The sequence below is a fragment of the Nonomuraea sp. NPDC004702 genome (genome assembly GCF_053601695.1).
The window spans coordinates 130,969-154,457 of the sequence record NZ_JBSGCE010000018.1; the positions used below are offsets into that span (position 1 = coordinate 130,969).

At 71.5% G+C, this 23,489-nt stretch carries 24 protein-coding genes and 3 pseudogenes; 10 read left to right on the plus strand and 17 right to left on the minus strand.

Annotated elements, in window-relative coordinates; genetic code table 11:
• Positions 1-13 precede the first annotated feature (13 nt).
• The gene (locus tag ACWEJ6_RS23480; protein ID WP_452426126.1) at positions 14-1,471 is read right to left on the minus strand and encodes a glycosyltransferase family 2 protein; all 1,458 of its coding nucleotides are present in this window, start codon (positions 1,469-1,471) and stop codon (positions 14-16) included.
• Between the two features lie 139 nt (positions 1,472-1,610).
• Between ACWEJ6_RS23480 and ACWEJ6_RS23485 the strand changes: the two genes are divergently transcribed.
• Positions 1,611-2,120 (plus strand): GNAT family N-acetyltransferase, encoded by a 510-nt coding sequence (locus ACWEJ6_RS23485; protein ID WP_452426127.1) that lies wholly within the window; start codon positions 1,611-1,613, stop codon positions 2,118-2,120.
• Positions 2,117-3,160: a pseudaminic acid synthase gene (gene pseI / locus ACWEJ6_RS23490; RefSeq protein ID WP_387669168.1), complete on the plus strand. Its 1,044-nt coding sequence runs from the start codon at positions 2,117-2,119 to the stop codon at positions 3,158-3,160. The genes ACWEJ6_RS23485 and pseI overlap by 4 nt, the downstream gene beginning before the upstream one ends.
• On the opposite strand, the gene ACWEJ6_RS23495 is transcribed toward pseI, so the two are convergent.
• Complete coding sequence (locus ACWEJ6_RS23495; RefSeq protein ID WP_387669170.1) at positions 3,153-4,127, minus strand: PseG/SpsG family protein; 975 nt, start codon at positions 4,125-4,127, stop codon at positions 3,153-3,155. The genes pseI and ACWEJ6_RS23495 overlap by 8 nt on opposite strands.
• Positions 4,124-4,852 (minus strand): glycosyltransferase family protein, encoded by a 729-nt coding sequence (locus ACWEJ6_RS23500; RefSeq protein ID WP_364338195.1) that lies wholly within the window; start codon positions 4,850-4,852, stop codon positions 4,124-4,126. The genes ACWEJ6_RS23495 and ACWEJ6_RS23500 overlap by 4 nt, the downstream gene beginning before the upstream one ends.
• Before the next feature lie 105 nt (positions 4,853-4,957).
• Here ACWEJ6_RS23500 and pseB point away from each other — a divergent pair, with 105 nt between their 5' ends.
• Positions 4,958-5,935, plus strand: coding sequence for a UDP-N-acetylglucosamine 4,6-dehydratase (inverting) (pseB, locus tag ACWEJ6_RS23505; RefSeq protein ID WP_387669173.1), 978 nt, complete (start codon positions 4,958-4,960; stop codon positions 5,933-5,935).
• Positions 5,935-7,062: a DegT/DnrJ/EryC1/StrS family aminotransferase gene (locus tag ACWEJ6_RS23510; protein ID WP_452426130.1), complete on the plus strand. Its 1,128-nt coding sequence runs from the start codon at positions 5,935-5,937 to the stop codon at positions 7,060-7,062. The genes pseB and ACWEJ6_RS23510 overlap by 1 nt, the downstream gene beginning before the upstream one ends.
• Positions 7,063-7,071: 9 nt before the next feature.
• On the opposite strand, the gene ACWEJ6_RS23515 is transcribed toward ACWEJ6_RS23510, so the two are convergent.
• The 8 genes and pseudogenes from ACWEJ6_RS23515 to ACWEJ6_RS23550 form a co-directional block, all read right to left on the minus strand.
• The gene (locus tag ACWEJ6_RS23515; RefSeq protein ID WP_452426132.1) at positions 7,072-8,370 is read right to left on the minus strand and encodes a hypothetical protein; all 1,299 of its coding nucleotides are present in this window, start codon (positions 8,368-8,370) and stop codon (positions 7,072-7,074) included.
• A 79-nt stretch (positions 8,371-8,449) separates the two neighbouring features.
• Positions 8,450-9,280 (minus strand): annotated as a pseudogene (locus tag ACWEJ6_RS23520) (aminotransferase class V-fold PLP-dependent enzyme); the annotation flags it as partial.
• Positions 9,232-10,212, minus strand: coding sequence for an L-histidine N(alpha)-methyltransferase (gene egtD / locus ACWEJ6_RS23525; RefSeq protein WP_452426134.1), 981 nt, complete (start codon positions 10,210-10,212; stop codon positions 9,232-9,234). The gene egtD and the pseudogene ACWEJ6_RS23520, both read right to left, overlap by 49 nt.
• Positions 10,213-10,230: 18 nt before the next feature.
• Positions 10,231-10,941 (minus strand): ergothioneine biosynthesis protein EgtC, encoded by a 711-nt coding sequence (gene egtC / locus ACWEJ6_RS23530; protein WP_452426136.1) that lies wholly within the window; start codon positions 10,939-10,941, stop codon positions 10,231-10,233.
• The gene (egtB, locus tag ACWEJ6_RS23535) at positions 10,942-12,237 is read right to left on the minus strand and encodes an ergothioneine biosynthesis protein EgtB (RefSeq protein WP_452426138.1); all 1,296 of its coding nucleotides are present in this window, start codon (positions 12,235-12,237) and stop codon (positions 10,942-10,944) included. It abuts the gene before it with no gap.
• The gene (egtA, locus tag ACWEJ6_RS23540) at positions 12,234-13,499 is read right to left on the minus strand and encodes an ergothioneine biosynthesis glutamate--cysteine ligase EgtA (protein ID WP_452426140.1); all 1,266 of its coding nucleotides are present in this window, start codon (positions 13,497-13,499) and stop codon (positions 12,234-12,236) included. The genes egtB and egtA overlap by 4 nt, the downstream gene beginning before the upstream one ends.
• Before the next feature lie 120 nt (positions 13,500-13,619).
• Positions 13,620-13,865, minus strand: coding sequence for an anti-sigma factor family protein (locus tag ACWEJ6_RS23545; protein WP_358299563.1), 246 nt, complete (start codon positions 13,863-13,865; stop codon positions 13,620-13,622).
• 40 nt (positions 13,866-13,905) lie between these two features.
• Complete coding sequence (locus ACWEJ6_RS23550) at positions 13,906-14,613, minus strand: RNA polymerase sigma factor (RefSeq protein WP_358299560.1); 708 nt, start codon at positions 14,611-14,613, stop codon at positions 13,906-13,908.
• A gap of 690 nt (positions 14,614-15,303) precedes the next feature.
• Between ACWEJ6_RS23550 and ACWEJ6_RS23555 the strand changes: the two genes are divergently transcribed.
• From ACWEJ6_RS23555 to ACWEJ6_RS23570, 4 genes and pseudogenes are all read left to right on the plus strand, one after another.
• Positions 15,304-15,807: a hypothetical protein gene (locus tag ACWEJ6_RS23555; RefSeq protein ID WP_452426142.1), complete on the plus strand. Its 504-nt coding sequence runs from the start codon at positions 15,304-15,306 to the stop codon at positions 15,805-15,807.
• Between the two features lie 185 nt (positions 15,808-15,992).
• Positions 15,993-16,439, plus strand: a complete 447-nt coding sequence (locus ACWEJ6_RS23560; protein ID WP_452426144.1) for a hypothetical protein — start codon at positions 15,993-15,995, stop codon at positions 16,437-16,439.
• A 167-nt stretch (positions 16,440-16,606) separates the two neighbouring features.
• Positions 16,607-16,705, plus strand: a pseudogene (locus ACWEJ6_RS23565) (hypothetical protein); the annotation flags it as partial.
• 509 nt (positions 16,706-17,214) lie between these two features.
• Positions 17,215-17,455 (plus strand): annotated as a pseudogene (locus ACWEJ6_RS23570) (IS30 family transposase); the annotation flags it as partial.
• A gap of 395 nt (positions 17,456-17,850) precedes the next feature.
• Here the strand turns inward: ACWEJ6_RS23570 and ACWEJ6_RS23575 are convergent.
• The 5 genes from ACWEJ6_RS23575 to ACWEJ6_RS23595 form a co-directional block, all read right to left on the minus strand.
• A complete protein-coding gene (locus ACWEJ6_RS23575; protein WP_452426146.1) occupies positions 17,851-17,979 on the minus strand; it encodes a hypothetical protein in 129 nt (42 codons plus the stop codon).
• A gap of 67 nt (positions 17,980-18,046) precedes the next feature.
• Positions 18,047-19,270 (minus strand): MFS transporter, encoded by a 1,224-nt coding sequence (locus ACWEJ6_RS23580; RefSeq protein ID WP_452426148.1) that lies wholly within the window; start codon positions 19,268-19,270, stop codon positions 18,047-18,049.
• Positions 19,267-19,722 (minus strand): RrF2 family transcriptional regulator, encoded by a 456-nt coding sequence (locus ACWEJ6_RS23585; protein WP_452426150.1) that lies wholly within the window; start codon positions 19,720-19,722, stop codon positions 19,267-19,269. The genes ACWEJ6_RS23580 and ACWEJ6_RS23585 overlap by 4 nt, the downstream gene beginning before the upstream one ends.
• Positions 19,723-20,090: 368 nt before the next feature.
• Complete coding sequence (locus ACWEJ6_RS23590) at positions 20,091-20,537, minus strand: DUF4158 domain-containing protein (protein WP_452426184.1); 447 nt, start codon at positions 20,535-20,537, stop codon at positions 20,091-20,093.
• Positions 20,538-20,699: 162 nt separating this feature from the next.
• Positions 20,700-21,179 (minus strand): AAA family ATPase, encoded by a 480-nt coding sequence (locus ACWEJ6_RS23595; protein ID WP_452426152.1) that lies wholly within the window; start codon positions 21,177-21,179, stop codon positions 20,700-20,702.
• A gap of 229 nt (positions 21,180-21,408) precedes the next feature.
• Between ACWEJ6_RS23595 and ACWEJ6_RS23600 the strand changes: the two genes are divergently transcribed.
• Both ACWEJ6_RS23600 and ACWEJ6_RS23605 read left to right on the plus strand, forming a co-directional pair.
• A complete protein-coding gene (locus ACWEJ6_RS23600; RefSeq protein ID WP_452426154.1) occupies positions 21,409-21,582 on the plus strand; it encodes a hypothetical protein in 174 nt (57 codons plus the stop codon).
• A 663-nt stretch (positions 21,583-22,245) separates the two neighbouring features.
• The gene (locus ACWEJ6_RS23605) at positions 22,246-22,653 is read left to right on the plus strand and encodes a hypothetical protein (RefSeq protein ID WP_452426156.1); all 408 of its coding nucleotides are present in this window, start codon (positions 22,246-22,248) and stop codon (positions 22,651-22,653) included.
• A 501-nt stretch (positions 22,654-23,154) separates the two neighbouring features.
• Here the strand turns inward: ACWEJ6_RS23605 and ACWEJ6_RS23610 are convergent.
• Positions 23,155-23,325 (minus strand): hypothetical protein, encoded by a 171-nt coding sequence (locus ACWEJ6_RS23610; protein WP_452426158.1) that lies wholly within the window; start codon positions 23,323-23,325, stop codon positions 23,155-23,157.
• Positions 23,326-23,489 lie beyond the last annotated feature (164 nt).

The following is a 23,489-nucleotide window of genomic DNA, read 5'->3' on the forward strand; positions in this document are numbered from 1 at the left end:
TTACTGTCTGGAACTACTGGGGCATGTCCATGCCGCTTCTTGACCAACCCTGCAGGGAAAACCGCCACGCACCGTGCGCGTCTCCGTCCCGGAACGAGCCCTTGAGCACCAGCCCGCGGGTCTCGGCCTTGACCAGGAGCCGCCAGGTCGGGCCGCCGCCTTCGAGCGCCCTGGGGTCGATGTCGGCCACCACGCCGTGGCGCCCGGTGCGCCGGACCTCCAGGGGCACCCGGCGGCGTCCGTCGCTCAGCCACACGTTGACCTTGCCCACCTTGCGCTCGACCCGGTGGATGGCCACCTCGCCGCGCAGGCGGTACGCGGCGCCCGTCCAGGAGCAGTCGTCCACCCTGGCGATCAGCTTGAGCTCGTCGCGGGCGTCGTAGACGTCGTCGGGGATGCCGAGCCGCCGTCGCCGCCGGAAGTAGGGGTAGTCGCCGTACCAGTTGACCGTGCGGAAGCCGCGGGGGCGCACCCGGGTGCCGTCCACGCGGCTGCGCCGGAAGTCGCGGACCGCGCGCAGCTCGTCGATCATGCCGCGCCGGACGAGGTGCAGCTCCAGGCGGCGCAGCGAGGGCGCGCCGGCCAGCGCGCGGGGGCTCAGCTCGTCCAGCCAGGCGTCGGCCAGCCCCAGCAGCGGCACCAGGTCCTCGCCCGCCTCCCGCGCCGACTCCAGCGCCTGGAACAGGAAGACGATGTCCTTCTCCAGCACCAGGGCGTCGAACTCGGGCAGCAGCTCCGGCGCGCCGTCGTCCAGGAAGGCGCGCACGGCGCGGATGGCGGCCAGGCGCTCGTGCAGGTTGGGCAGCTGCGAGCGGCGTTGCGTGATCGAGGTCTCCCCCTCGTCGCGCCGGCGCCAGTGGTAGACGACGTCGTCCACCATGTCCACGCTGGTGGCCAGGACGTGAGCCTGCATGGCGACCGGCACGTCCTCGTAGATGCCGGCGGGGAAGCGCAGGCCGTGCCGCCGCCAGAAGTCGGCGCGGTAGACCTTGTTCCACACCGTACGGTCCCTGACCAGCACCTTCTTGTCGGTGATGTGGGTGCACAGCACGGGCCGCCGGAAGACGCGCTCGTGCAGGATCGACTCCTCCAGCACGCCGTCCACCATGCGCCTGACCGCGCCGCACGCCAGGTCGGAGCCGGTCTCCCCGAGCTTGGCGATCAGCACCTCGTACGCGTGCGGCGGCACGACGTCGTCGCTGTCGGCGAAGGCCAGGTAGGTGCCCCTGGCCCGCCTGACGCCCTCGTTCCGGGCCGGCCCCGGCCCCAGGTTCTGCTGCTCGATCAGCGTGAAGCGGGGATCTCGGGCCACGAAGTCGTCGGCCAGCCGCCGGCTGCCGTCGATCGAGCCGTCGTCGACCATGATGACCTCGAAGTCCTCCATGGTCTGGGCGGCCAGCGATTTCAGGCACTCCGTCAGGTACGGCTCCACGTTGTGGACCGGGACGACGACACTGAGCAGGGGGATCATGACGCTCCTTGGCTTTCGTGGAAGGCGGTCGAGGGCAGCATGCCGTGGCCGCCTCGCCTGTTCCGCGTTCGATGCCCGTCCCTGATGAGCTCTTTACCCGGCACCGAATCCGCTACGTTGTGCAATGAGTCGAGCACGAATGGTAGGGGGAGCGGTGCTGAGACGCGTCCGGGACGATGATCTGCCCGTTATGCGCCACTGGCGCAACCATCCGAAAGTGCGCGCCGCCAGCTTCACCGGCCACGAGATCTCCGAGGACGAGCACGCCCGCTGGTGGGCCGCCGTCCGCGCCGACGCGACCAGGCAGGTGCTGATCTACGACCACGACGGAACCGGCGCCGGGGTGGTGACGTACTCGGAGCTCGGCGGCGACAGCGCCTACTGGGGCTTCTACCTCGACCTCGACGGCCTCGAACGGTCCGGCGCGGTGCTGAGGGCGTGGGTGGGCCTGGAGCGGGCCGCCATCGACCACGCGTTCGGCCCGCTCGGGCTGACGACCCTGCGCGGCGAGGTGCTGGCCGACAACGAGTCGGTACGGCGGCTGCACAGGCGCTTCGGGTTCGCCGAGGTCGCGACCTACCGGATGCCGGTCGACGGGGTGCCGCGCGAGGTCGTCGCCGTCCAGCTGACCAAGGAGGAGCAAGGATGATGTCCATCGGAGGGCGGACGATCGGGGCCGACCGGCCGCCGTTCGTGATCGCCGAGATGTCCGGCAACCACAACGGCAGCCTGGAGCGGGCCCTCGCCATCGTCGACGCGGCGGCGGCCGGCGGGGCGCACGCGCTGAAGCTGCAGACCTACCGGCCCGACACGATCACCGTCGACGCCGACGGCCCCGCCTTCCGCGTGGGCGACGGGCACGCGCTGTGGGGCGGCGAGAACCTCTACCGGCTGTACGAACGCGCCCACACCCCCTGGGAGTGGCACGAGCCGATCTTCGAGCGGGCCCGCGAGCACGGCCTGCTGGCCTTCTCCGCGCCCTTCGACCCCACGGCCGTGGAGCTGCTGGAGAAGCTCGACACGCCGGCGTACAAGATCGCGTCGTCGGAGATCGTCGACCTGCCGCTGATCAGGCTGGCCGCCTCCACCGGCAAGCCGCTGGTCATCTCCACCGGCATGGCCACGGCGGGCGAGATCGAGGCGGCGGTGACGGCGGCCCGCGAGGCGGGCTGCACGCAGCTCGCCGTGCTGTCCTGCACCGCCTCCTACCCCGCCTCCCCCGCCGAGAGCAACCTGCGCTCGCTGCCGCTGCTGGCCGCGCTCACCGGCGCCGAGGTCGGCGTCTCCGACCACACTCCCGGCATCGGGGCCGCCCTGGCGGCGGTCGCGCTGGGCGCGTGCCTGATCGAGAAGCACGTGACGTTGTCGCGGGCCGACGGCGGCGTCGACGCGGCCTTCTCGCTGGAGCCGCCCGAGCTGGCGGCGCTGGTGGAGGAGAGCGAGCGCGCGTGGCAGTCGCTGGGCCGGCCGGTGCTCGGGCCGCGCGAGTCCGAGCGCGAGGGCCTGCGTTTCCGCCGCTCGCTCCACGTGGTGCGCGACGTACGCGCGGGCGAGGCGGTGACCAGGGAGAACGTCCGGTCGATCCGCCCCGCCGGCGGCCTGCCCCCCGACGCCATCGATGAGGTGACCGGCCGCCGCTTCACCCGTGACGCGCCCCTCGGCACGCCGCTGACCTGGGACCTCATCTGACCCACAGGTCGAGGAAGGCGTCGGCGACGCGTTCCCTGCCCTTGCCGTCGACCAGCCCGCCGCCCCGCCTGCCGTGCTCCTCCCGCAGCGCGGGGTCGGCGAGCAGCCGGGCGAGCACGCCGACGGCCTCGGCGTCGGCCGCCCGGCCCAGCCCGGCGGCCACCCCCCGGCCCACCAGCGCCCGGTAGCCGGCGAGCTGGTTGTCGGCCACCCAGCTCAGCGCCGTGGGCACGCCGAGGTGCAGCAGCTCCCAGATGGCCGACCCGGCGGCGGTGACCACGAGGTCGGCGGCCGCCATCAGCTCGGGCAGGCGGTCGGTGGGCGGGATGACGGTGATGCCCTCGCCCGCCTCGAACGGCTCCGGGCTGACCAGCGTGGCCTGGAACGGCACGCCCGTGCAGGCCAGCGCCTCCGCCCAGGCGGGGGCCACGCCCGCGCTGTCGGTGCCGCCGAAGAAGCACAACACCCGCGGCACCGGCCCCGGCTGCCGCACCCTGCGCCGCCCCCGGACGCTGTCGCGCAGCAGCGCGTACCGGGTGCCGGCGAGCCGCCAGGAGTCGCGCGGCAGCGGGAAGGGCCGGTCCTCGGCCCCGAGGTTCTGGTCGAGGTAGAGGTCGGCCTCCTGGCCCAGCGGGTCGCCGTCGACGATCGCCAGCACCGGGAAGCCCGCCGCCCGCAGCGCCCCGCCGGTGCCCTCGGGCAGCTCGTAGGAGTCCAGCACCACGGCGTCGAGCCGCAGCTCGCACGCCAGCGCGGCGAGCCGGTCGGGCCGCCCGGGGGCCGCCACCAGCGGCAGGCCACGGCTCCTGAGCTGGTCCATGGCCCATTCCGAACCGGAGACCGCGCCGAGGAAGACCACCTCGACGCCCCGCGCGCACAGCTCCTCGGCCAGCGCCACGCACCGCACCAGATGTCCGGCCCCACTCCCCGCCGCGGCGTCGCAGCGCACGCCCACCCGCCCGCTCATGCGTCCTGCAGCTCCTTCTGGCGCACGTGGGCGTTGAGCTCGCAGACCTCGGGCCGGGCCCGCAGCCAGCTCACCAGCGTGCGCACCGGGACGCAGGCGTCGCCCAGCTCCTCGACCACGCGGGCGATGAGCCGCCAGTCGTCCTCGGTGTCGAGGGTGACCCGCAGGTCGTCGGCCGCGGGCTGGTGGGCGAGGCCGAGCAGCCGCGACTCGCCCGGGTGCGCGTAGACGTGAGAGGTCACGTGGGTGCGGTGGAAACCGGTGGCCTCGGCGTCGGCGCGCTCCAGGGCCGCCCGGCCGACGATCTCCACGTCGAGCCCGCGCGGCAGCGTCCTGGCCAGGCTCGTGCTGAGGTAGTCGAGGCCCGGGACCGCGCGGAAGACCAGCGCCGCCTCCCTGATCACGACGGGGTCGAGCAGCGGGCAGTCGGCCGTGAACCGCATCACCGCCTCCGCCTCCCGGCCGGCCAGCGCCTGCATGAACCGGGTGAGCACGTCGTCGACGGGCCCGCGATGGCAGGCCACGCCGAGCCGGTCGCACTCGGCCGCCACCGCGTCGTCGGCGGCCTGCGTCGTCGTGGCCACCACGAGGTCGTCGAGCGCCCGCGACTCGCGCGCGGCGCGCACGACCCAGCCCAGGACGGACCGCCCCCCGAGGTCGCGCAGCACCTTCCCGGGCAGCCGAGTGGAGCCCATCCGAGCCTGGATGATTCCGACAATACGCATCAAAACCACATTCCCCCGTGTGACCATACGTGGTTGATCGATCGCGCTATGCTACCGGCCTGCTCCAACGACCACAGTTCGTCAGCGCGATTTTCAGGGGGCCGCGTGAGCATTCTCAGTGGATCGTCCATTCTGATCACCGGAGGCACGGGGTCGTTCGGGAAGGCGTTCATCCGCCACGCGCTCGACTCGCTCGGGGTGCGCCGCCTGGTGGTCTTCTCCCGCGACGAGCTCAAGCAGTACGAGCTCAAGCAGCTCTTCCGCGACGACGACCGGCTGCGCTGGTTCATCGGCGACGTCCGCGACCGCGACCGCCTCACCCGCGCCATGCACGGCGTCGACCACGTCGTCCACGCCGCCGCGCTCAAGCAGGTCGACACCGCCGAGTACAACCCGTTCGAGTACGTCCGCACCAACGTCGCCGGGTCCCAGAACGTGGTCGAGGCGGCCATCGACTGCGGCGTGCGCAGGGTCGTCGCCCTGTCCACCGACAAGGCGTCCAGCCCGATCAACCTCTACGGCGCCACCAAGCTGGTCGCCGACAAGCTGTTCGTCTCGGCCAACCACTACGCCGCCGCCCACGAGACCCGCTTCGCCGTCGTCCGCTACGGCAACGTCGTGGGCAGCAGGGGCTCGGTGGTGCCGTTCTTCCTGCGGCTGGCCGAGCAGGGCGGCAGCCTGCCGATCACCGACAAGCGCATGACCCGGTTCTGGATCACCCTCGACCAGGCCGTGCGGTTCGTGGTCGACTCCTTCGACCTCATGCAGGGCGGCGAGCTCTACGTGCCGCGCATCCCCAGCATGCGCATCACCGACCTGGCCGAGGCGCTGGCCCCCGACAGCCCAGTCTACGAGATCGGCATCAGGCCGGGTGAGAAGCTGCACGAGGAGATGATCGGCCCCGACGACGGCCGCCGCACCCTCCGCCTGGCCGACCGCTACGTCGTCCAGCCCACGATCGCGACCTGGGGCTACCAGGCGCCGCAGACCGGCGAGCTGCTGCCCGAGGGCTTCTCCTACCGTTCCGACACCAACGACCGGTGGTTGTCCGTGCGCGACCTGCGTGACATGGTGGCCGGCTGATGCTGCCCTACGGACGGCAGTCCATCATCGAGTCCGACATCGAGGCGGTGGCTGAGGTGCTGCGCGGCGACTGGCTGACCACGGGCCCCGCGGTCCGGCTGTTCGAGGACGAGCTGGCCCGCTGGACCGGCGGCGTGCCCTGCGTGTCGGTCACGTCCGGCACGGCCGCGCTGCACGTCGCCTACGTGGCGGCCGGCGTCGGTCAGGGCGACGAGGTGATCACCTCGCCGCTCACGTTCGTCGCCACGGCGGCCACGGCCGTGCTGCGCGGCGCGCGGGTGGCCTTCGCCGACGTCCAGCCCGACACCGGCAACATCGACCCCGACGCGGTCGCCGCGCTGGTCACCCACCGCACGAAGGCCGTCACCGGCGTCGACTACGCGGGCCATCCCGCCGACTACGACGAGCTGCGCACGGTCGCCGAGCGGGCCGGCGCGGTGCTGGTGGCCGACGCGGCCCACTCGATCGGCGCGTCCTACAAGGACCGGCCGGTGGGGTCGGTGGCCGACCTGACGACGTTCTCGTTCTTCCCCACCAAGACCGTCACGACCGCCGAGGGCGGCGCGGTGGCGGTGGCCGACCCCGGCCGTCTCGAACGGGCCGCCCGGTTCCGCGACCACGGCCTGGTCCGCGACCCGGCCGGGCAGCGCGACCCCGGCCACGGCGGCTGGCACCAGGAGGTGCACGAGTTCGGCCTCAACTACCGGCTGCCCGACGTGCTCTGCGCGCTGGGCGTCAGCCAGCTGCGCCGCCTCGAACGGTTCCGCGCCCGCCGCGCCGAGCTGGTCGCCCGGTACGACACGCTGCTGCGCGACGTGCCCGGCCTCACGCTGCCCGGCCGGCGGGCCTACGTCACGCCGAGCTGGCACCTCTACCCCGTCCGGGTGCGCGACGGCCGCCGCCGGGAGGTCTACGACCGCATGCGGGCCGCGGGCATCGGCGTGCAGGTCAACTACATCCCGGCGTACTGGCACCCGGTGTTCGAGGACCTCGGCTACCGGCGTGGGCTGTGCCCGCGCGCGGAGGCGTACTACGCCGAGGAGCTGTCGCTGCCGCTGTTCGCCGACCTGACCGACGGCGAGCAGGACCTCGTCGTCGAGACCCTCACCTCGATCCTCGCCGGATGAGCCCGGCCCTCAGCGTTCGGCCAGCAGCAGGCAGCCGTCCTCGCTGCGGTCGATGAGGAAGCGCCGGTCGTCCACGGTGGCGACCTGGCGCCCGGCCCGCCGCACCAGCGGGCGGATGGGCCGGCCCTGGTCGATGACCACCTCCCACCACGACTCGCGGCCGACGCTCTCGTCGATGCCGGCCAGCGGCACCCGCGCCGAGAAGTCCTGGCCGGCCAGCGCGACGGGGAAGTACATCTCCTCGCCGTCGCTCTTGCGCCGCAGCCGCACCACCGGCTCGCCGTCGCCGAGGTCGTTGATCCGGCCCGAGAACACCAGGTCGCCGTCGTCCACGCGGCACTCGCCGATGAGCGCCTGGGCGTTGCGCAGCCGCAGCCCCCACCCGCCCTTGGAACCGCGCGCCGGCACCAGCCACACGCCCGACCTGCGGCGCGGCGCGGGCACCTGCGGCGGCAGCCAGCGCGGCCCGGCCACCCTGGCGTCGAGCCTCAATCCGTGGCCCCTGAGCTGCACGCGCAGGTCCCAGTGGCCGCGACGGGCGAGCTGGACGGGCGTGAACACCGCAGGATCGACCGCGAACGCGAAAGGGAAGGCGTGCTCGGGCGCCTCGACGCCCTCCTCCAGCTCGACGGTCTCCCAGACCGGGGCGCTCTGCTCGTCCGACAGGCGGATGATCTCGCCGGTCGCGCGCTCGGCCAGCCAGGCGCGCAGGCGCACCCGGCGCAGCGCGCCGGCGTCGAAGCGGCCCAGCGCGGCCCGGCCCGCGCCGGTCAGCACGCCGTCGCGCCACTCCAGCGACACCAGGCGGGCGGTCAGGGCCAGCTCCTCGGAGACCTCCGACAGGTGCGCCGGGATCGCCGGGTGGCGGCCGTACCAGCGCCTGCGCAGCAGGCCCGCCGGTCTGACGCGGGGTTGCAGCCGGCCCTCGCGGGCCTGCTCGTGCACCCCGGCCAGCTCCTGCAGCCGCCGCCGGTGCAGCAGGTGCACCTGGATCCGGTGCTCGAACGGGACGCTCAGCCAGGACTCGCGGGACACGCCGTCGAGGTAGCGGACCATCAGGTCGAGCAGCTCGGGCCGCATCCCCGTCGTGGCGGCCGCCTCGACCGCCACCGTCATGTCGATGTCGAGCGTGTCGCGGTCGAAGTCGGGCTTGAGCCCCGGCGCGTCGCGGGCCAGCAGGTCGGCGGTCTGCAGCACCGACAACATCCGGTCGCGCAGGTTGCCCGGCTCCAGGCGGCGCTGGGTGATCGAGGAGCCGGGCTCGTCGCGCTGCCGCCAGTGGTAGACGACCTTGGACAGCACGTCCACCGACCGGCTCGGCGAGGTGGGCGCGGACCGCGTCCGGCCCCAGCGCGTGGTGCTCCAGGACGGCGACGCCGAGGCCGATCCGCGCCGCGACCGCCGACTCGGCGCTCTCGTAGCGCGCGGCGCCGGGCAGCGGCCCGGTGCGCGCCGGGTCCTCCAGCCAGACGTGGCCGCCGAGCGCGGGGGCCGCCGCGTCCATGTCCTCGGTGAGGCCGGGCACGATCAGGAAGCCGACGCCGCGCGGCCCGGCCAGCCACTTGCGGGAGGTGCCGACGTAGGCGGTGGCCCGCGCGCCGGTGACGTCCAGGTGGCCGAGGGACTGGCACACGTCCAGGACCAGGGGCACGCCAGCCTCCCGGCACAGGCGGCCGATCTCGCCGACCGGCTGCGCGGTGCCCCGGTGGGAGGGCAGGTGCGGCAGGGTGACCAGGTCCAGGCCGCGGCGCAGGGCGGCGGACAGGGCGTCGAGGTCGAGGTGGGCGTCGTCGTCGGCGGGCAGCTCGGCGAGGGTCCAGCCGCGGTCGGCGGCCAGGCGGCGCAGCAGCATGAGCGTGCTGCCGTACTCCGAGCGGGTGAAGCCGACCCGGGCGCCCGGCGGCAGCCGCCAGCCGCCGAGCAGCGCCGCCATCGCGGCCGTGCCGCTCTCCAGGAAGGCGACGTCGGCCGCGTCCGCGCCGGTCAGGGCGGCCAGCGCGGCCCTGGGCGCGGTCAGTCCCGGCACGGCGGCGTACCCGCCGAGCTCGCGTTCGCGCCGCAGGTGCTCGACCGTCGCGTCCAGTGTCCGGTCGCTGGGCACGTTGCAGCCGGCCGCGTCCAGGTGTCCGGGCGGCGCGGCCGAGCGGGCGGCCCGCCAGCGTGCGGCGATCACGCCCCGGCCAGCAGCAACCCGAAGTCGCCGGCGGGGTCGGTCCACGACCGCAGGACGGTGAACCCGGCCGCGGCCAGCTCCTCCCCCAGCGGCTCCAGCCGGAACTTGGCGCTGATCTCGGTCCGCATCTCCTCGCCCGCGGCGAAGTCCACGGTCAGGCCGAGCGCGCCGACCCGTACCCGCATGTCCCGGGTGGCCCGCAGCCGCATCTCGATCCAGTCGTTGCGCTGGTCGTACAGGGCGACGTGCTCGAACGCCTCCGGCTCGAACCCGGCCGCCAGCTCCCGGTTCACCACGCGCAGGACGTTCCGGTTGAACGCGGCCGTCACCCCGGCGGCGTCGTCGTAGGCCGCGACCAGCCGCCCGGTGTCCTTCACCAGGTCGGCGCCGAGCAGGAACGTGTCGCCGGGCCGCAGGGTGGCGCGGACCTCCTTCAGGAACACCTCGCGGGCGGCCGGTTCGAGGTTACCGATCGTGCCGCCGAGGAAGGCCACCATGCGCCTGCCCGAGCGCGGCAGCAGCCGCAGGTGCCGCTCGAAGTCGGCGCACACCGGCCGCACCTCCAAGCCGGGGTGGCGGCCGCCCAGCCGGCGCGCCGCCGCCTCCAGGGTGACGGCGTCCACGTCCACCGGCGTGTAGGCGCGCAGCGTGCCCGCCGCGGTGAGCGCGTCCAGCAGGACCACGGTCTTCTCGCTCGTGCCCGACCCCAGCTCGACCAGCGTGTCGGCGCAGCTCGCGGCGGCGATCTCGGCCGCCCGCGCGCGCAGGATCGTCAGCTCGCGGCGGGTCGGGTAGTACTCGGGCAACCGGGTGATGCGCGAGAACAGGTCGCTGCCCGCCTCGTCGTAGAACCACTTGGGCGGCAGCCACTTGGGCGTGGCCGTCAGCCCGGTCCTGACGTCGTGTTCGAGCGCCTGGCGCAGGTAACCGGGGTCAAGATGGTTGATCACATGGACGGTCGGCTGGGTGACGGGCACGAGATCCTCCTGAAAAGGTCACAACGGCTGGACGCGTACGTCGTCCGGCGTGGCGGTGAGCAGGCTGCGGTCGGGCGCCGCCTGCCAGCCCGGCCGGTCGTCGAGCGGCTCGCTGGCCACGTACACGCCGTCCCGGTCGGCGCGGAAGAAGAGGGTGTCGCCCCAGGCGGTCGCGGCGAGCGCCGTGCCGTCGCAGGCGAGCAGGTTCAGGCGGGCGGCGGGGTCCTTCTCCCCCGCGCGCACGACGACGTCGGCCAGCGCCGCGGCCAGGCCGAGCCCGGCGCTGCCGCGGGCGAACACGGCGGCGGCCAGCCAGGCCGAGTCGCAGGGGCTCTCGGGCAGGTCGTCGGCCAGGTCCATGACCGCGTCGCGCTCGACCCGGCCGTTGTGGCTGAGCAGCCAGCCGCCCCCCGCGAACGGCGCGGTGGCGCTCTCCTCCACCGGCATCCCGGTCGTGGCGCACCGCACGGCCGCGATCAGGCAGCCGGAGCGGGCGATCTCGGCGAGCGCGGGCAGGTTGGCGTCGGCCCAGATGGGGATGGCGCGGCGGTAGCGCACCGGCTCCGGCCTGGCCGGGTCGTACCAGGCCATGCCGTAGCCGTCGGCGTTGACCGTGCCGTGGCGCTGCCGCCGGGGCGCGTACGACTGGGCGAGCAGGCCGTGCGGCGGCTCATGGATCAGCGTGGTCAGCGGGCGCGGGGCGCCCAGCCAGGCTGCGTGCCGGCACATCTAGGCCCGCTCGGCGTCGCGGGCGCAGCGGAAGCCGGTGAAGATCTGCCGCCGGACCGGGTAGTCCCAGTTGCGGAACGTCGTCCGCACCGCCGCCGGGTCGGCCGCCCACGAGCCGCCGCGCAGCACCCGGTACTCCTGCCCGAAGAAGACCTCGCTGTACTCCTTGTACGGGAAGCTACGGAACCCGGGATAGGGCTGGAACCACGACCCGGTCCACTCCCACACGTCGCCGACCATCTGCTCGGCCCCGTACGCGCTCGCCCCGGCGGGGTAGGCCCCCAGCGGGGCCGGCCGGGCCGCCCGGTGACCGAGGTTGGCCAGGTCGGGACGGGGGTCCTCGTCGCCCCACGGGTACTTGCGGGCCCGCCCGGCTTCCGGGTCCCAGCCGCACGCCTTCTCCCACTCGGCCTCGGTGGGCAGCCGCCGGCCCGCCCAGCGGGCGTAGGCGTCGGCCTCGTACCAGCTCACGTGCTGAACCGGCTCGTCCATCGGGACGGGCTCGGCGCGGCCGAAGCGGGTGCGCCACCACGCGCCGCCTTCCCGGGTCCAGAACAGCGGCGCGGTGGCGCCGCTCTCCTGCCGCCAGCGCCAGCCGTCCGGGTGCCACCAGCGCGGGTCGTCGTAGCCGCCGGACTCGACGAACGCCGCGTAGGCGGCGTTGCCGACGGGCAGCCGGTCGATCCAGTAGGCGGGCAGGTGCACCCGGTGGGCGGGGCGCTCGTTGTCGTAGGCCCAGGGCAGGGTGCCGGTGCCCATCTGGAAGGGGCCGGCGGGGACGTACACCTCGGCGGGGCCGGTGGCGCGGCCCGGCGGCAGGTCGCCGTCGCGGACCAGGCCGGGCTGCCGGGACAGCTGCCAGGTGGCCAGCATCGTCTCGTCGTGCTGGTGCTCGTGCTGGATGACCAGGCCGAACACGAACCCGTCGCGGTGCAGCGGCGCGGCGGCCTCCAGGTCGATCGCGTCCAGCACGTCGAGCACCCGGCCGCGCACGCCGCCGATGTACTTCCTGGCCTCCTCGGGGCCGAGGATCGGCAGGGTGGGACGGTCCTTGCGGGGGTGCTTGAAGGCGTCGTAGATGTCGTCGATCTCGGGGCGCAGCGGCGTGATGCCGGCGGCCTCGCGCAGCACCCACAGCTCCTCGTAGTTGCCGACGTGCGCGAGGTCCCACACCAGCGGCGACATCAGCGGGGAGTGCTGGCGCAGCAGGAGGTCGTCCTCGGCCTCGGTGTAGGTCAGCGAACGGTCGCGCACCGCGGTCAGCTCGGCGGCGATGCGTTCCTTGATGTCGTTCATGCCCGTCCTTCTCCGCTCAGCCAGGCCGGCAGGCGCCGTGCCGGGTCCGTCATCAGGTCCATCAGGTCGGCCGCCGGGGAGCGGCCCGCGCTCACGTACCGGGCGGCGAAGCCGGACACGTCGTCGACCAGATCGGCGGGGGCGCCGAGCCGGGGCAGCGCCTCGACCGCGGCGCGGAAGGCCGCCTCGGCGGCGCGGGCGAGCCGCGGGTCGGTCAGGCCGCACCTGGCGGCCACCTCGGCCAGGCCCGCGACGGGCTCGGCGGCCGACAGGGCGGCGTCGGCGGCGCGGTCGTCGGTGATCAGCGCGTGGGTGACGGCGACGCACACCGGCCAGTCGTCCGGGTGCTGGGCGTCGAGGTAGCGGATCTCCAGCCAGCCGCGCGGCCGGACCGGCGGGAACAGCGTGGTGGCGTGGTAGGCCAGGTCGTCGGGGGTGGGCGGGCGCTCGCCCGCGCCGTCGAGCCAGTCGCGGAAGGTCGAGCCGTCGCCGACCGCGCGGTAGCTTCGCTCGTCCTCGCGGACGAGCATGAGCCGGGCGTCGAGCAGGTACGCCGCCCAGGCCGCCGCCGGGTCGCCGGAGCCGTCGACGGGGGCGGTGCGGGTGGGGTCGAGGTTCTCCCAGACGGCCTGGCGGCCCGACATCCAGCCGCAGGGGCGTCCGCGGCTCAGCGGCGAGTTGCTGAAGGCCGCGGTCAGGACGGGCCCGAGCAGCCTGGCGCGCTCCCACCGGACCGCCGGCCGCTCCCCCAGGTCCACGTTCACCTGGACGGACGCGGTCGAGCACATCATCAGCGGCCCGTACGGGCGGCCCAGGAACTCGGCCATGGCGTCGTAGCGCGGCTGGCGGAGCTGCCGCCGGGCCGGGCGCAGCGGGTCGAGCCCCACGCCGCCCAGCACCAGCCCGGCCCGCCCGAGCGCCGCGCGGACGGCGGCCACGTCGGCGGCCAGCCGTCCGATGGCCTCGGCGGGCGGCCCGGCCGGGCCCGACAGCTCGATCTGGCCGCCCGGCTCGTACGTCACCCGGCTCCCGCCGGCCAGCGCCGGGACGACCCGCTTCACCCGGTCCATCGGCACCTGCCGCGCCGGGTCCGCCCGGTCGAAGATCAGGAACTCCAGCTCGGCCCCCACCCGGTCGCCCGGGGCGGGGGCGAAGCACCGGCGTGCGAACTCCTCCACCTCCGGCACGCCCCGGAGCGGCTCGCCGGCCGCTCCCGAGGCGCCGGACCCGCCGGCCGCCGGGCCGGTCATCGCGTGGCGCATGTGCTTACAGACCCGCGAGACCCGCCAGCGTTACACGGAAATCTGATGATCTGCCGAGATTTGCCCCTTTTGCGGCCCTTGGTGCGGAAAAGGGGCCGTCAGCCCCGGTGGGGGCGGCCGTCAGCCCCGGTGGCGGCGGGCTCTGAACGCGGACATCAGGCGGTCGCGCGTGCCGTCGGACAGCTTGCGCTCCGGCGGGAGCTCGCGCAGGGCCCGGACGGTCTCGCGGAACTGGTCGAGCTGCCGCGCGCAGTCGGCGCAGGCCGCCGCGTGCGCCTCGAACCCCTCGCGTTCGGGCCGGTCAAGAGCGCCGTCAAGGTAGGCGGTGATGAGTTCTACCAGCTCGTCGCACGTGAACCGCTTCACGACGTTGACCGCCTCACCTCTGAGCGTTGAACCGTTTAACCTATTCTGACCGCTTCACGGACTGGTAGTAGCCTTCGAGCCGGTCGCGGACCGTGGCCCTTGCCCGGTGCAGGAGCACCCGTTGGTTGGCGGCCGAGATCTCCAGGATCTCGCAAACCTCCTCGGACGTGCATCCCTCCAGGTCACGCAGGGTGATGACGATCCGCTGCCGGGGCGGCAGGCCGGCCAGCGCCTCGCCGATGAGACCGCGCGCCTCCGAGGCGAGCACCGCGCCCTCCGGCGTCGGGCCGTCCACCTTCTGGGCCGGCTCGGCGGGCGGCTCGAACGCGCTCCACGGCAGCGTGCGGCTCTCGCGCAGGCCGCGTTTCTTGGCGGTGTTGACCAGGATGCGGTAGACCCACGTCTTGACCGAGGAGCGGCCCTCGAAGGCGTCGATGGCGCCTATGACCGCCAGCCACGTGTCCTGCACGACCTCCTCGGCCGAGTCGTCGGTGGACACGTAGGACCTGGCCGCCCGCAACATCCCCCGCGACCAGGTGTCGAGGAGCGCGGCGAACATCGACTCGTCCCCGGCCCGCAGCGCCGCGACGACGACGTCGTCCGGGGGCAGCCCACCGCCCGCGAAAGGCCCCACGATCGTTTCCTCCCGGTCGAGCGTCGGGGACATCATGACATCGGGCCGCGCGTCGTCCACGCCCGGCCTGCCGCCGGGCCCGTGCGGGACGTCATGCTCCAGGCTAGCCCTCACCCCCTCGCACCTGAAGATCGCACACCGGTCCACGCCCGCACCTTACGCAGCGGCACCGACAAGGAGCCTTCCCCGGCTCGGGGCGGTCCAGCCCCCGGGGCGCGGGACCGCGGTCGGCGAGGTCGATCGCGGTCGTGGTGGCGGACCGCCTCCAGCATGAGACCGGCGTTCAGCCACGGTGACACCGCCGCGTGCCGCACGTCGTGAGGACGGCTCGCCAGAGGGGTGTCCACCTGCTCGGGAATGAACGCCGGAGTGCGGCCTTCTGCCATCACCACGCGGTGTAGAGAGGCGACCGTAAAAGGCGACGCCGAAGGTTCAATGTGGGCACGCAGGATGGCGACCAGTTCGGGGCGGAATCGGCACTCGGCGGTCCTCATACGCTCCGCGATGTTTGCACAGGGCGGCGAAGTACATGCCGCGAACATCGACAGGAAGGGCGCTGAACTGCGTGTTCCCGCTCAGGCCGGAACATGGCGACGAGCCCGGCCCCGGCGCGATGAACTGGCTCCGGCCACCAGTGCCACGCGCAGAGTTTTGTCTGGATGGCAAATCGGGGTTCCAGACAATTCCGCGGCCGCCGAAGCTGAGAGCCGTCGCCGTCATGACCTGTGACGTCACCGGCTCACCGATCGAACAAAGGAGAGATCCGTGCGGAAATCAAAAGCGCCCAGGCCGAGAAAGGGAAGCATGACTCGCACGCTGGCCAGCGTCCTCGCGGTCATCGGGCTCACGATCACCGGGCTGTCGAGCAGCCCAGCCCACGCCGCCGCCGATCCAATCGTCAGAATCATCAACCAAGGAACCGGCGACTGCATAGACGCCGGTACGGGCAACGTCCACACCAGGGCATGCAACAAAGAAGCAGGCAAGCCAGAAGAGGGGTGGCAGCTCTGGAGACTCCACGAGTGGGCTCTCGACGTCTACTCGCTGGAGAGCGTCAGGTTCCCTGGCCGTTGTCTGACCGGCAGAGACGAAGGGACCGATGGGGTGGTGCTTGCCGGGTGCTCGACAGACGCCTCCCAGCGATGGTTCGCAATGGGTTGGCGCTTCCCCGGAGCATTCAGTTCGATCGATAACTACTTCTCCCGCTGCACCCTCTACGACGAAGCCGGCACGCTCGATCTCCGCGTGCACTGTGGGCCGATAAACCCGGTGCAGAACGGATACTGGACAATCAAACGCTGGTCCTGACTCATTCCCGGACGCGCCCCGTGCATTCTGTGCCGGGATTGAGGCGCGCTGCTGGACCACGGTGGGTCGTCCGCCATATGACGGCCCACCAGAACCTGTTCGGATTGCGTTCGCGAATTCGCACCAGCCGACAACCTTGCCCGGGTGGCGAATCGGGGTTCCAGACCAACCAACGAGGAGATCTCATGCTGAGAAAGTCCATCCCGGCTGCCGTAGCTGCCGCCTCTCTGGCAGGGCTGACGTTCGTGGCGCCTGCGAGCGCGGCCGGCCTTTCCTCTTCCACCCTGTACGGCTGCGCGGCCGGAGACTTCTGCATGTACTCGACAGAGGTCATCTCCGCAGGAACGAAGATCGGCATTGGCCGAGGCGAAACCTGGCCGGACGGCGGCTACTCCAGTGTGGAGGACAGCCCGTACAAGAACGTCCGATCCTTCTTCAACAACGGCCTGCCCGATCCCCATGACAACGTCAAGGTCACATACGTCTATGGGAACGGGTTCGCCGAGAAACAGTGCATTGGCCGCGCCACGGACGCCAACCCTGCGGCGGGACACAAGTGGCCCAGAAGCCGAACCCCCGTGACCGTCATCCAGATCAGGTGGATGAAGACGGGCTGCGTCGAGGACTCGTAATCCGGCCGATGCGGGCCGGCCCGATGCCCCAGAGGCCGTCGGGCCGGCCTTCGGCGGAATCGGTCGATGCAGCCGGCGCGCTCGCTCATGTCCTACGTAGAACATGAGCGCATGGCCGAGAAGGGCACCTCCTCTACGTCCAGGTCGCCGACGACCTCTCCGTTGAGATCCTCGACCGCCGATACCCGCCCGGCAGCGTCCTGCCGTCCTCGCGCGACCTGCGCGAACGCGACGTGATCGGCTCGAACAGCCCCCTCAACAACATCTACAAGAACCTCAAGGGTGAGGGACTGATCCGCCGCAACGCCGCCATAGGCATGGTCGTCCAAGACCCCAACCCGAAGACCGTGGACCTGACTCTGCACAAGCCGACCGGCCACGGCACCCTCCCTGGTCCGAGTGCTGCACCGCGGCCGACCTCGACGGGAGTGACCATCTCCGTCATCTCTCGGCCACGCCGACCGGGAGGTGGCCGCCCTGCTCGGCATCACCACCGACACCTCGACGGCGAGCCGGGTTCGGACCGCCTTCGCCGGCGACCTCCCGGTTCTGCTGGACGAGGCGATCTACCCGCACGAGCCGGTCAGGGGCACACCGGTCGAGGCGAGCAGAAGGTGTCCGGCGGCGTCCACGCCACGCCGGCTCAGGCCGGGCACTTCCCGACGGCGGTCGCGCGTCGCACGGTCGGGGCGCGTCTCGCGACTGGCGATGAGATCTCGCAGCTCGAAGGGCGCGTGGTGGCTGACCACCCGCCAGATCATCGCAGCCTGCGCCGGACTTTCCCGAGCGGGCCGAGATGCACGTGCGCCACGAGACCATCTACCGGGCGCTACGTCCAAGGCCGCGGCGACCTGCACCGCGAGCTGACTCGGGCGCTGCACACGGGCCGCGCCATCCGCAAGCCGCACCGCCTGGCCCAGCAGCGCCAATCCCGCTACAGCAAACCCATGGTCATGATCAGTAAGCGGCCCGCCGAAGCTGACGACAGGGCCATCCCTGGCCACCACCATGGCGAGAAGTGCCCGCTCGGACGCCCCGGCCCTCCCGGCCCTGAAGGACCGGAAGGGTCCAGCGGGACTGCCGGGCCGGTTCAGGCAACTGTCACCGTGTCCGAGTCGGCTGCGATGCAGGCGGGTGGGGCGCGAGTCACAGTAGAGTGTCCGGCCGGCACCAGTGTCACTGGCGGGGGTGGGTCCATATTCCCCTATCCACAAGATGCCGTCCTCATACGCAGCATCCCGAGCGGAACGGCTGGCTCGCAGAGGCCCGTAATCCCAGCGGGAACGCTCACCGTCTACGCTGACGGGTCTGGGGGTTTCTGGCTAGCTTCTCGGGCACGAGTCCAGGCCGATGTCGCCCCACCCCGATCTCAGTGAACGCGTCCTCGTCGGGCCCCCCGCTCGGGTCCGCGTCACCAGCCGCGAACCGCCCACTTGGTGAAGGAGGCGACGGCGGCGCGCTTGCGCTTGCTGGCCGAAGACCGGGCCGGAGTGGCGATGCGGTGGAGCGCCCGGATCACTCGGCGGCACGTGGTGCTCATGGAGTCCTTCTGATCTCGATGCTTCGGATATGCCCGGCCTCGCCGGCCGAGCCGTTGCCGAGGTCGCTCATCGGCTCGCCGTCCGGGCGGGAGTTTCCATGGGTACGGGGGTGGAAGTGAAGCGGCGGGCCGAGACGTACAGAGCCAGGAGAGCGAGAGCCACCGCGACGGCCGCCACGACGGCGAGCACGCCCGGGCCACCCCCCACGGCGAAGGCGCCGACGCCACCGGCCACCGCCTGACCCGCGTAGATCGCCGAGGAGTTCAGCGACAGCGCGATGGGACCGGTGGGGCCGCTCGCACCGAGCAGCCGCTGTTGCTGGGCGGGGTTGAACAGCCAGCCGATCAGCGACCAGAGCCCGAGCGCCACGCACAGCACCACCACGTGGGTCCCGGCGAACCCGAGCGCGGCGAGAACCAGCGTGAGGACCAGCAGACCGGCCATGCCGACCGCCGCTACCCGGGTAGGCGGCATATGGTCGATCAGCCATCCCGCGGCCAGGTTCGACAGCACCGCGGTGATGCCGGCGACCAGGTACAGCACGGTCAGCTCGCTGCCGGAGACACCCGCCGTGCCGCCCGCGAACCAGGCCAGGTAGGAGTAGAGGACGAACACGCCGGCCATCGCCAGCGCGGTGGCGACAAGGGTGGGCAGCACGCCGGGAATCCGGGCCACGGCCAGGCCCTGCGCGAACGAGGCGACACCGGGCGAGGGTATCGAGCCGAGGGTGAAGCTCAGACCGGCCAACGCGATCAGGCCCAGGACCGCGACGAACACGAACGTGCCTCGCCACCCCGCCGTCTGGCCGATCAGGGTTCCCAACGGCACCCCGAGAGCGTTGGCGACCGTCAGGCCGCCCAGCACGGTCGCCAGCGCGCGTCCGCGTTCGCCGGGGGAGGCGAGTGTCGCGGCGGCCGCCGAGGCGGCGGGTGTGAACAACGCCGCCGACAATGCGGCGAGAACCCGGGCGACCACCATGATCGGATAGTTGGAGGCGACGGCGGCGAGCAGGTTGGCCGCGACGAAGACCGCCATGGCCACGAACAGCGCGGTACGCCGGTTCCAGTTGCCTGTCAGCACAGCGAGTACGGGAGCGGCCAGGGCGTAGACCCCTGAGAAGATCGTGATCAGTTGGCCGGCCGCACCGACGCCGACGCCGAGGCTCTGCCCGATCACGGGCAGCACGCCGCTGATGACGAAGGCGTCGGTGCCCAGCGCGAAGGTGCCCAGCGACAGCAGCAGGACCGGCTTGCGGGCCGGCCTTGTCGGCAGTACGGAGTGGAGTTTCATGCTGATTCCGTGATGGTGACAGGTGTGGGGATCCGAGCGGCGAGGCCGGCGATGGTGACCGTGCGCAGCGAGTCCCGCCAGGCGCGTTCGGCCTCACCCATCGCGGCGTTGATGAGGCAGGGGCGGACGCACTGTTCGGGTGAGAGGGCGCCGCTGCCGCGCCGGCGGATCTCCGTGCACACGAACAGCTGGGAGGTGCCGTCGATCGCCTCGACGACGTCGAGCACGGTGATGTCGGCCGCCGGCCGGCCGAGCCGGTAGCCGCCCTTGGGCCCCGGCGCGGCATGCAGTACTCCGGCCCGGGTCAGGGCGTGCAGGTGCTTGGCCAGGTTGGGCTCGGCCAGACCGTGGTAGTCGGCGAGGTCGGCCCGGCGTACGACGGTTTCCGCGGGCAGGCGCGCCAGCAGCACCACGCAGTGCAGACCCCACTCGACGCCTAGGGAGAGCTTCATGTGATCCACCCTAGCCCTATTGTCGATATTATTTATCCACAATGCATCTATTAGATCATCCGAGGTGAAGAGGTTGGAGACTGGCAGGAGTCGTTGATCAAGCGGTCTGTATTCGAGACCACGACCTCGTTGGCACCCCGACACCGGTGAGCAGACCGGCGAGCCCCTCACCAGCCGGCTGGATCAGGTCCAGCGCCCGGCGCCCGGCATTCACCGCCTCCTCCAGATCGGCGGGATCATGAATTCTTCCGTACCTGGCCAGAAGGGCGCCGCTCCGTGCTCAGGCAGCCCCCAAGCACGACGCGGGCCGGCCAGGCGCGGTCGGCCGCCATGGCCGCCGCACATCGCGATCAGCCGCACCAGCACGGTCATGCCTGGCAGCAGGATGCGATCTTGAGCATGTACATCCGGGCTCGGTCGAACAGCGCCTGAGGCCCCTCCGCCGAGGCCCGCACCCGCGCCGCCACGTACCGGCGCACCTCGCTCTCGCACGAGCCGAAGTCGCGGTAACCCAGTAACTCCCGAATATCCCAGGCGTGCTCGTACACCGTCTGCTGCCGCTGCCCGTAGTCGGCCAACTGCGCCGGATCCAGGCCGAGCTGCTCGGCGACGAACACCACCGCCTCCGGCGGAACGGCCAGCGAATCGTCGGTCAGGAACACCCCCAGCATGCGCACCGTGCCCCACTCCACGGCCCAGCCGAACTTCGTGGCCGGACGCCGCTTCGACGCCGGCGCAACCAAAACACTGCGATCCAGCGTGAAGAACTGCTCCAGCTCCGCAGACGAGGGCTCCTCAGGGAGCGGCCATGGCAGGCAATCCGCTCATCAGAGAGAAATTCGAAGGGCATGGCCCAGGAACGTAGACCCCGCGACCTGCCCTAACGAAGTCCGGCCGAATACCTCGCAAAGCTCCTGGCAACCTGCGCCTGAACCCAGAAGCAGTGAGGCTGGAGTACCTGTTCCTACAACCCTTGATCACGGCGTCGTTTGCGCGAGTTCCTCAAGCTGCTGGACGACCTCGTCGATCGGCGCAGAAGCGTCAATCTCGACAGTGGAGGTAGCCCTGAGGAGCGGCTCCACGTTGGCCAAGTCGCGCAATATGGCCTCACGTTCCTCAGGGCGCTTGCCGAAGGGGTTGTTGGTTCGCCTAACGATGCGGGCAAGCATGATCTCAGCAGGAGCGCTGAGCAGTACGACGTGATCGAATTGCGGGTAGAACCGACCCTGATTGGACTTACAGCCGGCCACGAAGAGGGCCCCCTCACCGTGGTCGGCGAGCAGGTCGCTGATGGCCGTCTCCCGCCACACCCAATCAGCAGATCCGTCCGACAGGGTCACCCAGTGGCTCCATTGATCGGTGTCAGTATCGACAGCGCGATGACCCCGGGCCGCCAGCATCTCTAACGCCGTGGACTTGCCGCTGCCTGACATCCCCGTGACCAAGATCTTCGCCATCAGCCGAGATTACCGAACCGCCCCGGTCTCGGTCGGCTTCATGTCGCCCACGTTGACGATCTGCTGACCTCCGGCTACGGGTTTCCGCAGTCCCAGCAACGCGGGAACTGCGAAAGGCCGCTCGGCTCGCCATGCCGGCCGCCACCAGTGATCATCGTGTTGCGACGACTCCTTTAATACACCCGGGCGGGTAGGGGCCTTTGGTCTGCCCCGACAAGGGACTACGGAGGTGAGCACCAGCCAGAAGTGCGAGACGCCGGTGAGGATGGTGTTCACCGCGCCGGTCAGTGTCGAGATCACCCACGGCCGGGGCTGCCAAGTGACGATGAGCGCGAGCACTCCCGCGCCGATGGTGGACATCCAGCCCGCGGCGGTCTCGGTCAGGTTCAGGGCCGGATGGTGACGAGGAAGGCGAGCAGCGCGTTCATCACGTGGACGATGCCGGCGGGGTCTTGTGGCCCAAGATGGTGCGGATGTTGGGGCCGGTCATGAGGGTCCTCCAGGCATGGAAGGGCCGCCACTCGTGCGGGCTTCGAGCGAGGTCGCCGGCGGCCGCGCCAATGGGGGCGACTACCGGGTGACGTAGTCGAGGGTGTCGGTGGCAGCCCTCCAGGTGCAGGACCATGGGCCGTTGCCGGGATAGACGCACCAGATCGGTTCGGCGCCGTCCGCATGGGGGCCACGGCGGCGCCCGTTCGGCCAGGGAGGTGTAGGTGTAGGCCAATTCGGCGTCCCACACCTGCACAAGATCGGACACAGTGCCTCCAAGGCGTGAACGAGACAACGACCGAGAACAAACGAACGACAGGCAAGGGCGCTGACCTGCGTGTTCCAGTCCAGACTGGAACAGCATGACGGTCCTGGGCCCGGCGAGATGAACTGGGCTCTGCGCCCACCAGTACCGCGATCGATTTTTGTCCAGATGGCGAATCGGGGTTCCGGACAAACCATCAGCCGCCAAGACTGCGGCCAGACGTGCCCAATGGGCGCGACACAACGGGAAGATCCCGGCGACGAAAGGATGTAGACCATGCGGCATCGGATCCGAGCAGGCAGGATCAGCATCATGGCGCTCGGCCTCACAGGGCTGCTCATGGCTGCGAGCAGTCCTGCGACGGCCACCACGGCCCTACCTGGCGGTCAGGTAATCAACAGCTCCTCCTGGGGCATGCACATCACCTACAGCCTCGGGGAGGGCAGTGACCGCTGCGACGTCTGGAACTACAGCGGAGGAACCACCCCTAACTGGGTCTACGCCCCGTGCAGGCAAGTGTCACTCCCGGCATACAGTTCGAGCGACTCCCTCAAGGACGCGGACGCCTTCACGTTCAACAACCAGGACTACATGCTGAACTTCAAGGGCGCGCAGTCCTGGAAGACCAAGGGCGTCTGGACGAAGATCAATAGCCTGCAAGCGGCGAAGTGCACTGTCCATGCGGACTTCGGCGTCCCGTACTGCGTCGTGACCGGGTAGCGCAACGACCAACCCCTGTGATCCTCAGCGGAGGATGCTGGGTCAGTGCCGATGGACCCACCAGTAGGCGGCGAACCCGTCTGGGAAGCTGCTGTCGATCCGGAAGAAAGTCCCCTGGGAGTCGGTCACGTACCAGGACCCGGACGGAGTGGGGGAGACCGGGCTGGACAGACCGCGCCTGATCGGGCCGAAATTGCCGTCCATGTCCGCGCCGCACGACACGATCCGGGAGTTCGGCGCGGACCCGGACGGCGAGAACGTGAGCGAGTAAGGATTCCCGCGGTCGGCCCGAGCGCGGTGAAGTCCCACCACTTGCCGACGTGCCAGGTCCGGCCGGAGCTGTCGAACCAGCAGCACTGCTCGTCGGAGCTGTTGTGGAAGTAGCCGTACATGGCGGGGACTCGGCGAGCTCCATCAGCCCGCCGTTGGGGTTCGACAGCGTCGGGTCGCGGACCTGCATCTGCATGTACCCGGCGGCGATCGTCGTCTGGGAGGCGGCCGTCACCAACGAGTGGTGGACTTGATCTCGAACCTGGCCTCGCCGGGGAAGCTGCCGTCCCGCGTGCGGAGCGGGGTGTAGTTCGAGCCCGCCCCGCGGGGGATGAACCGCATCTCGGGGCAGGTGCTGCCGGGCGGCGCGAACTCCAGCCGGCGGCCGGTCGCCGCCGTCATGAACGCATCGGTGATGGTCTTGCCGTCGATCGCCGTGGCGGTCAGCCAGGGGTGCGTCCACCGACCCGGCGGCCTGCTTGTCGAGCGTGACCGCGCTCGTCTTCAGGTGCGGGGTCTCGATGGTCAGGGCTGGGATCAGTCCGCCGGTGATCGTGTTGGCGATC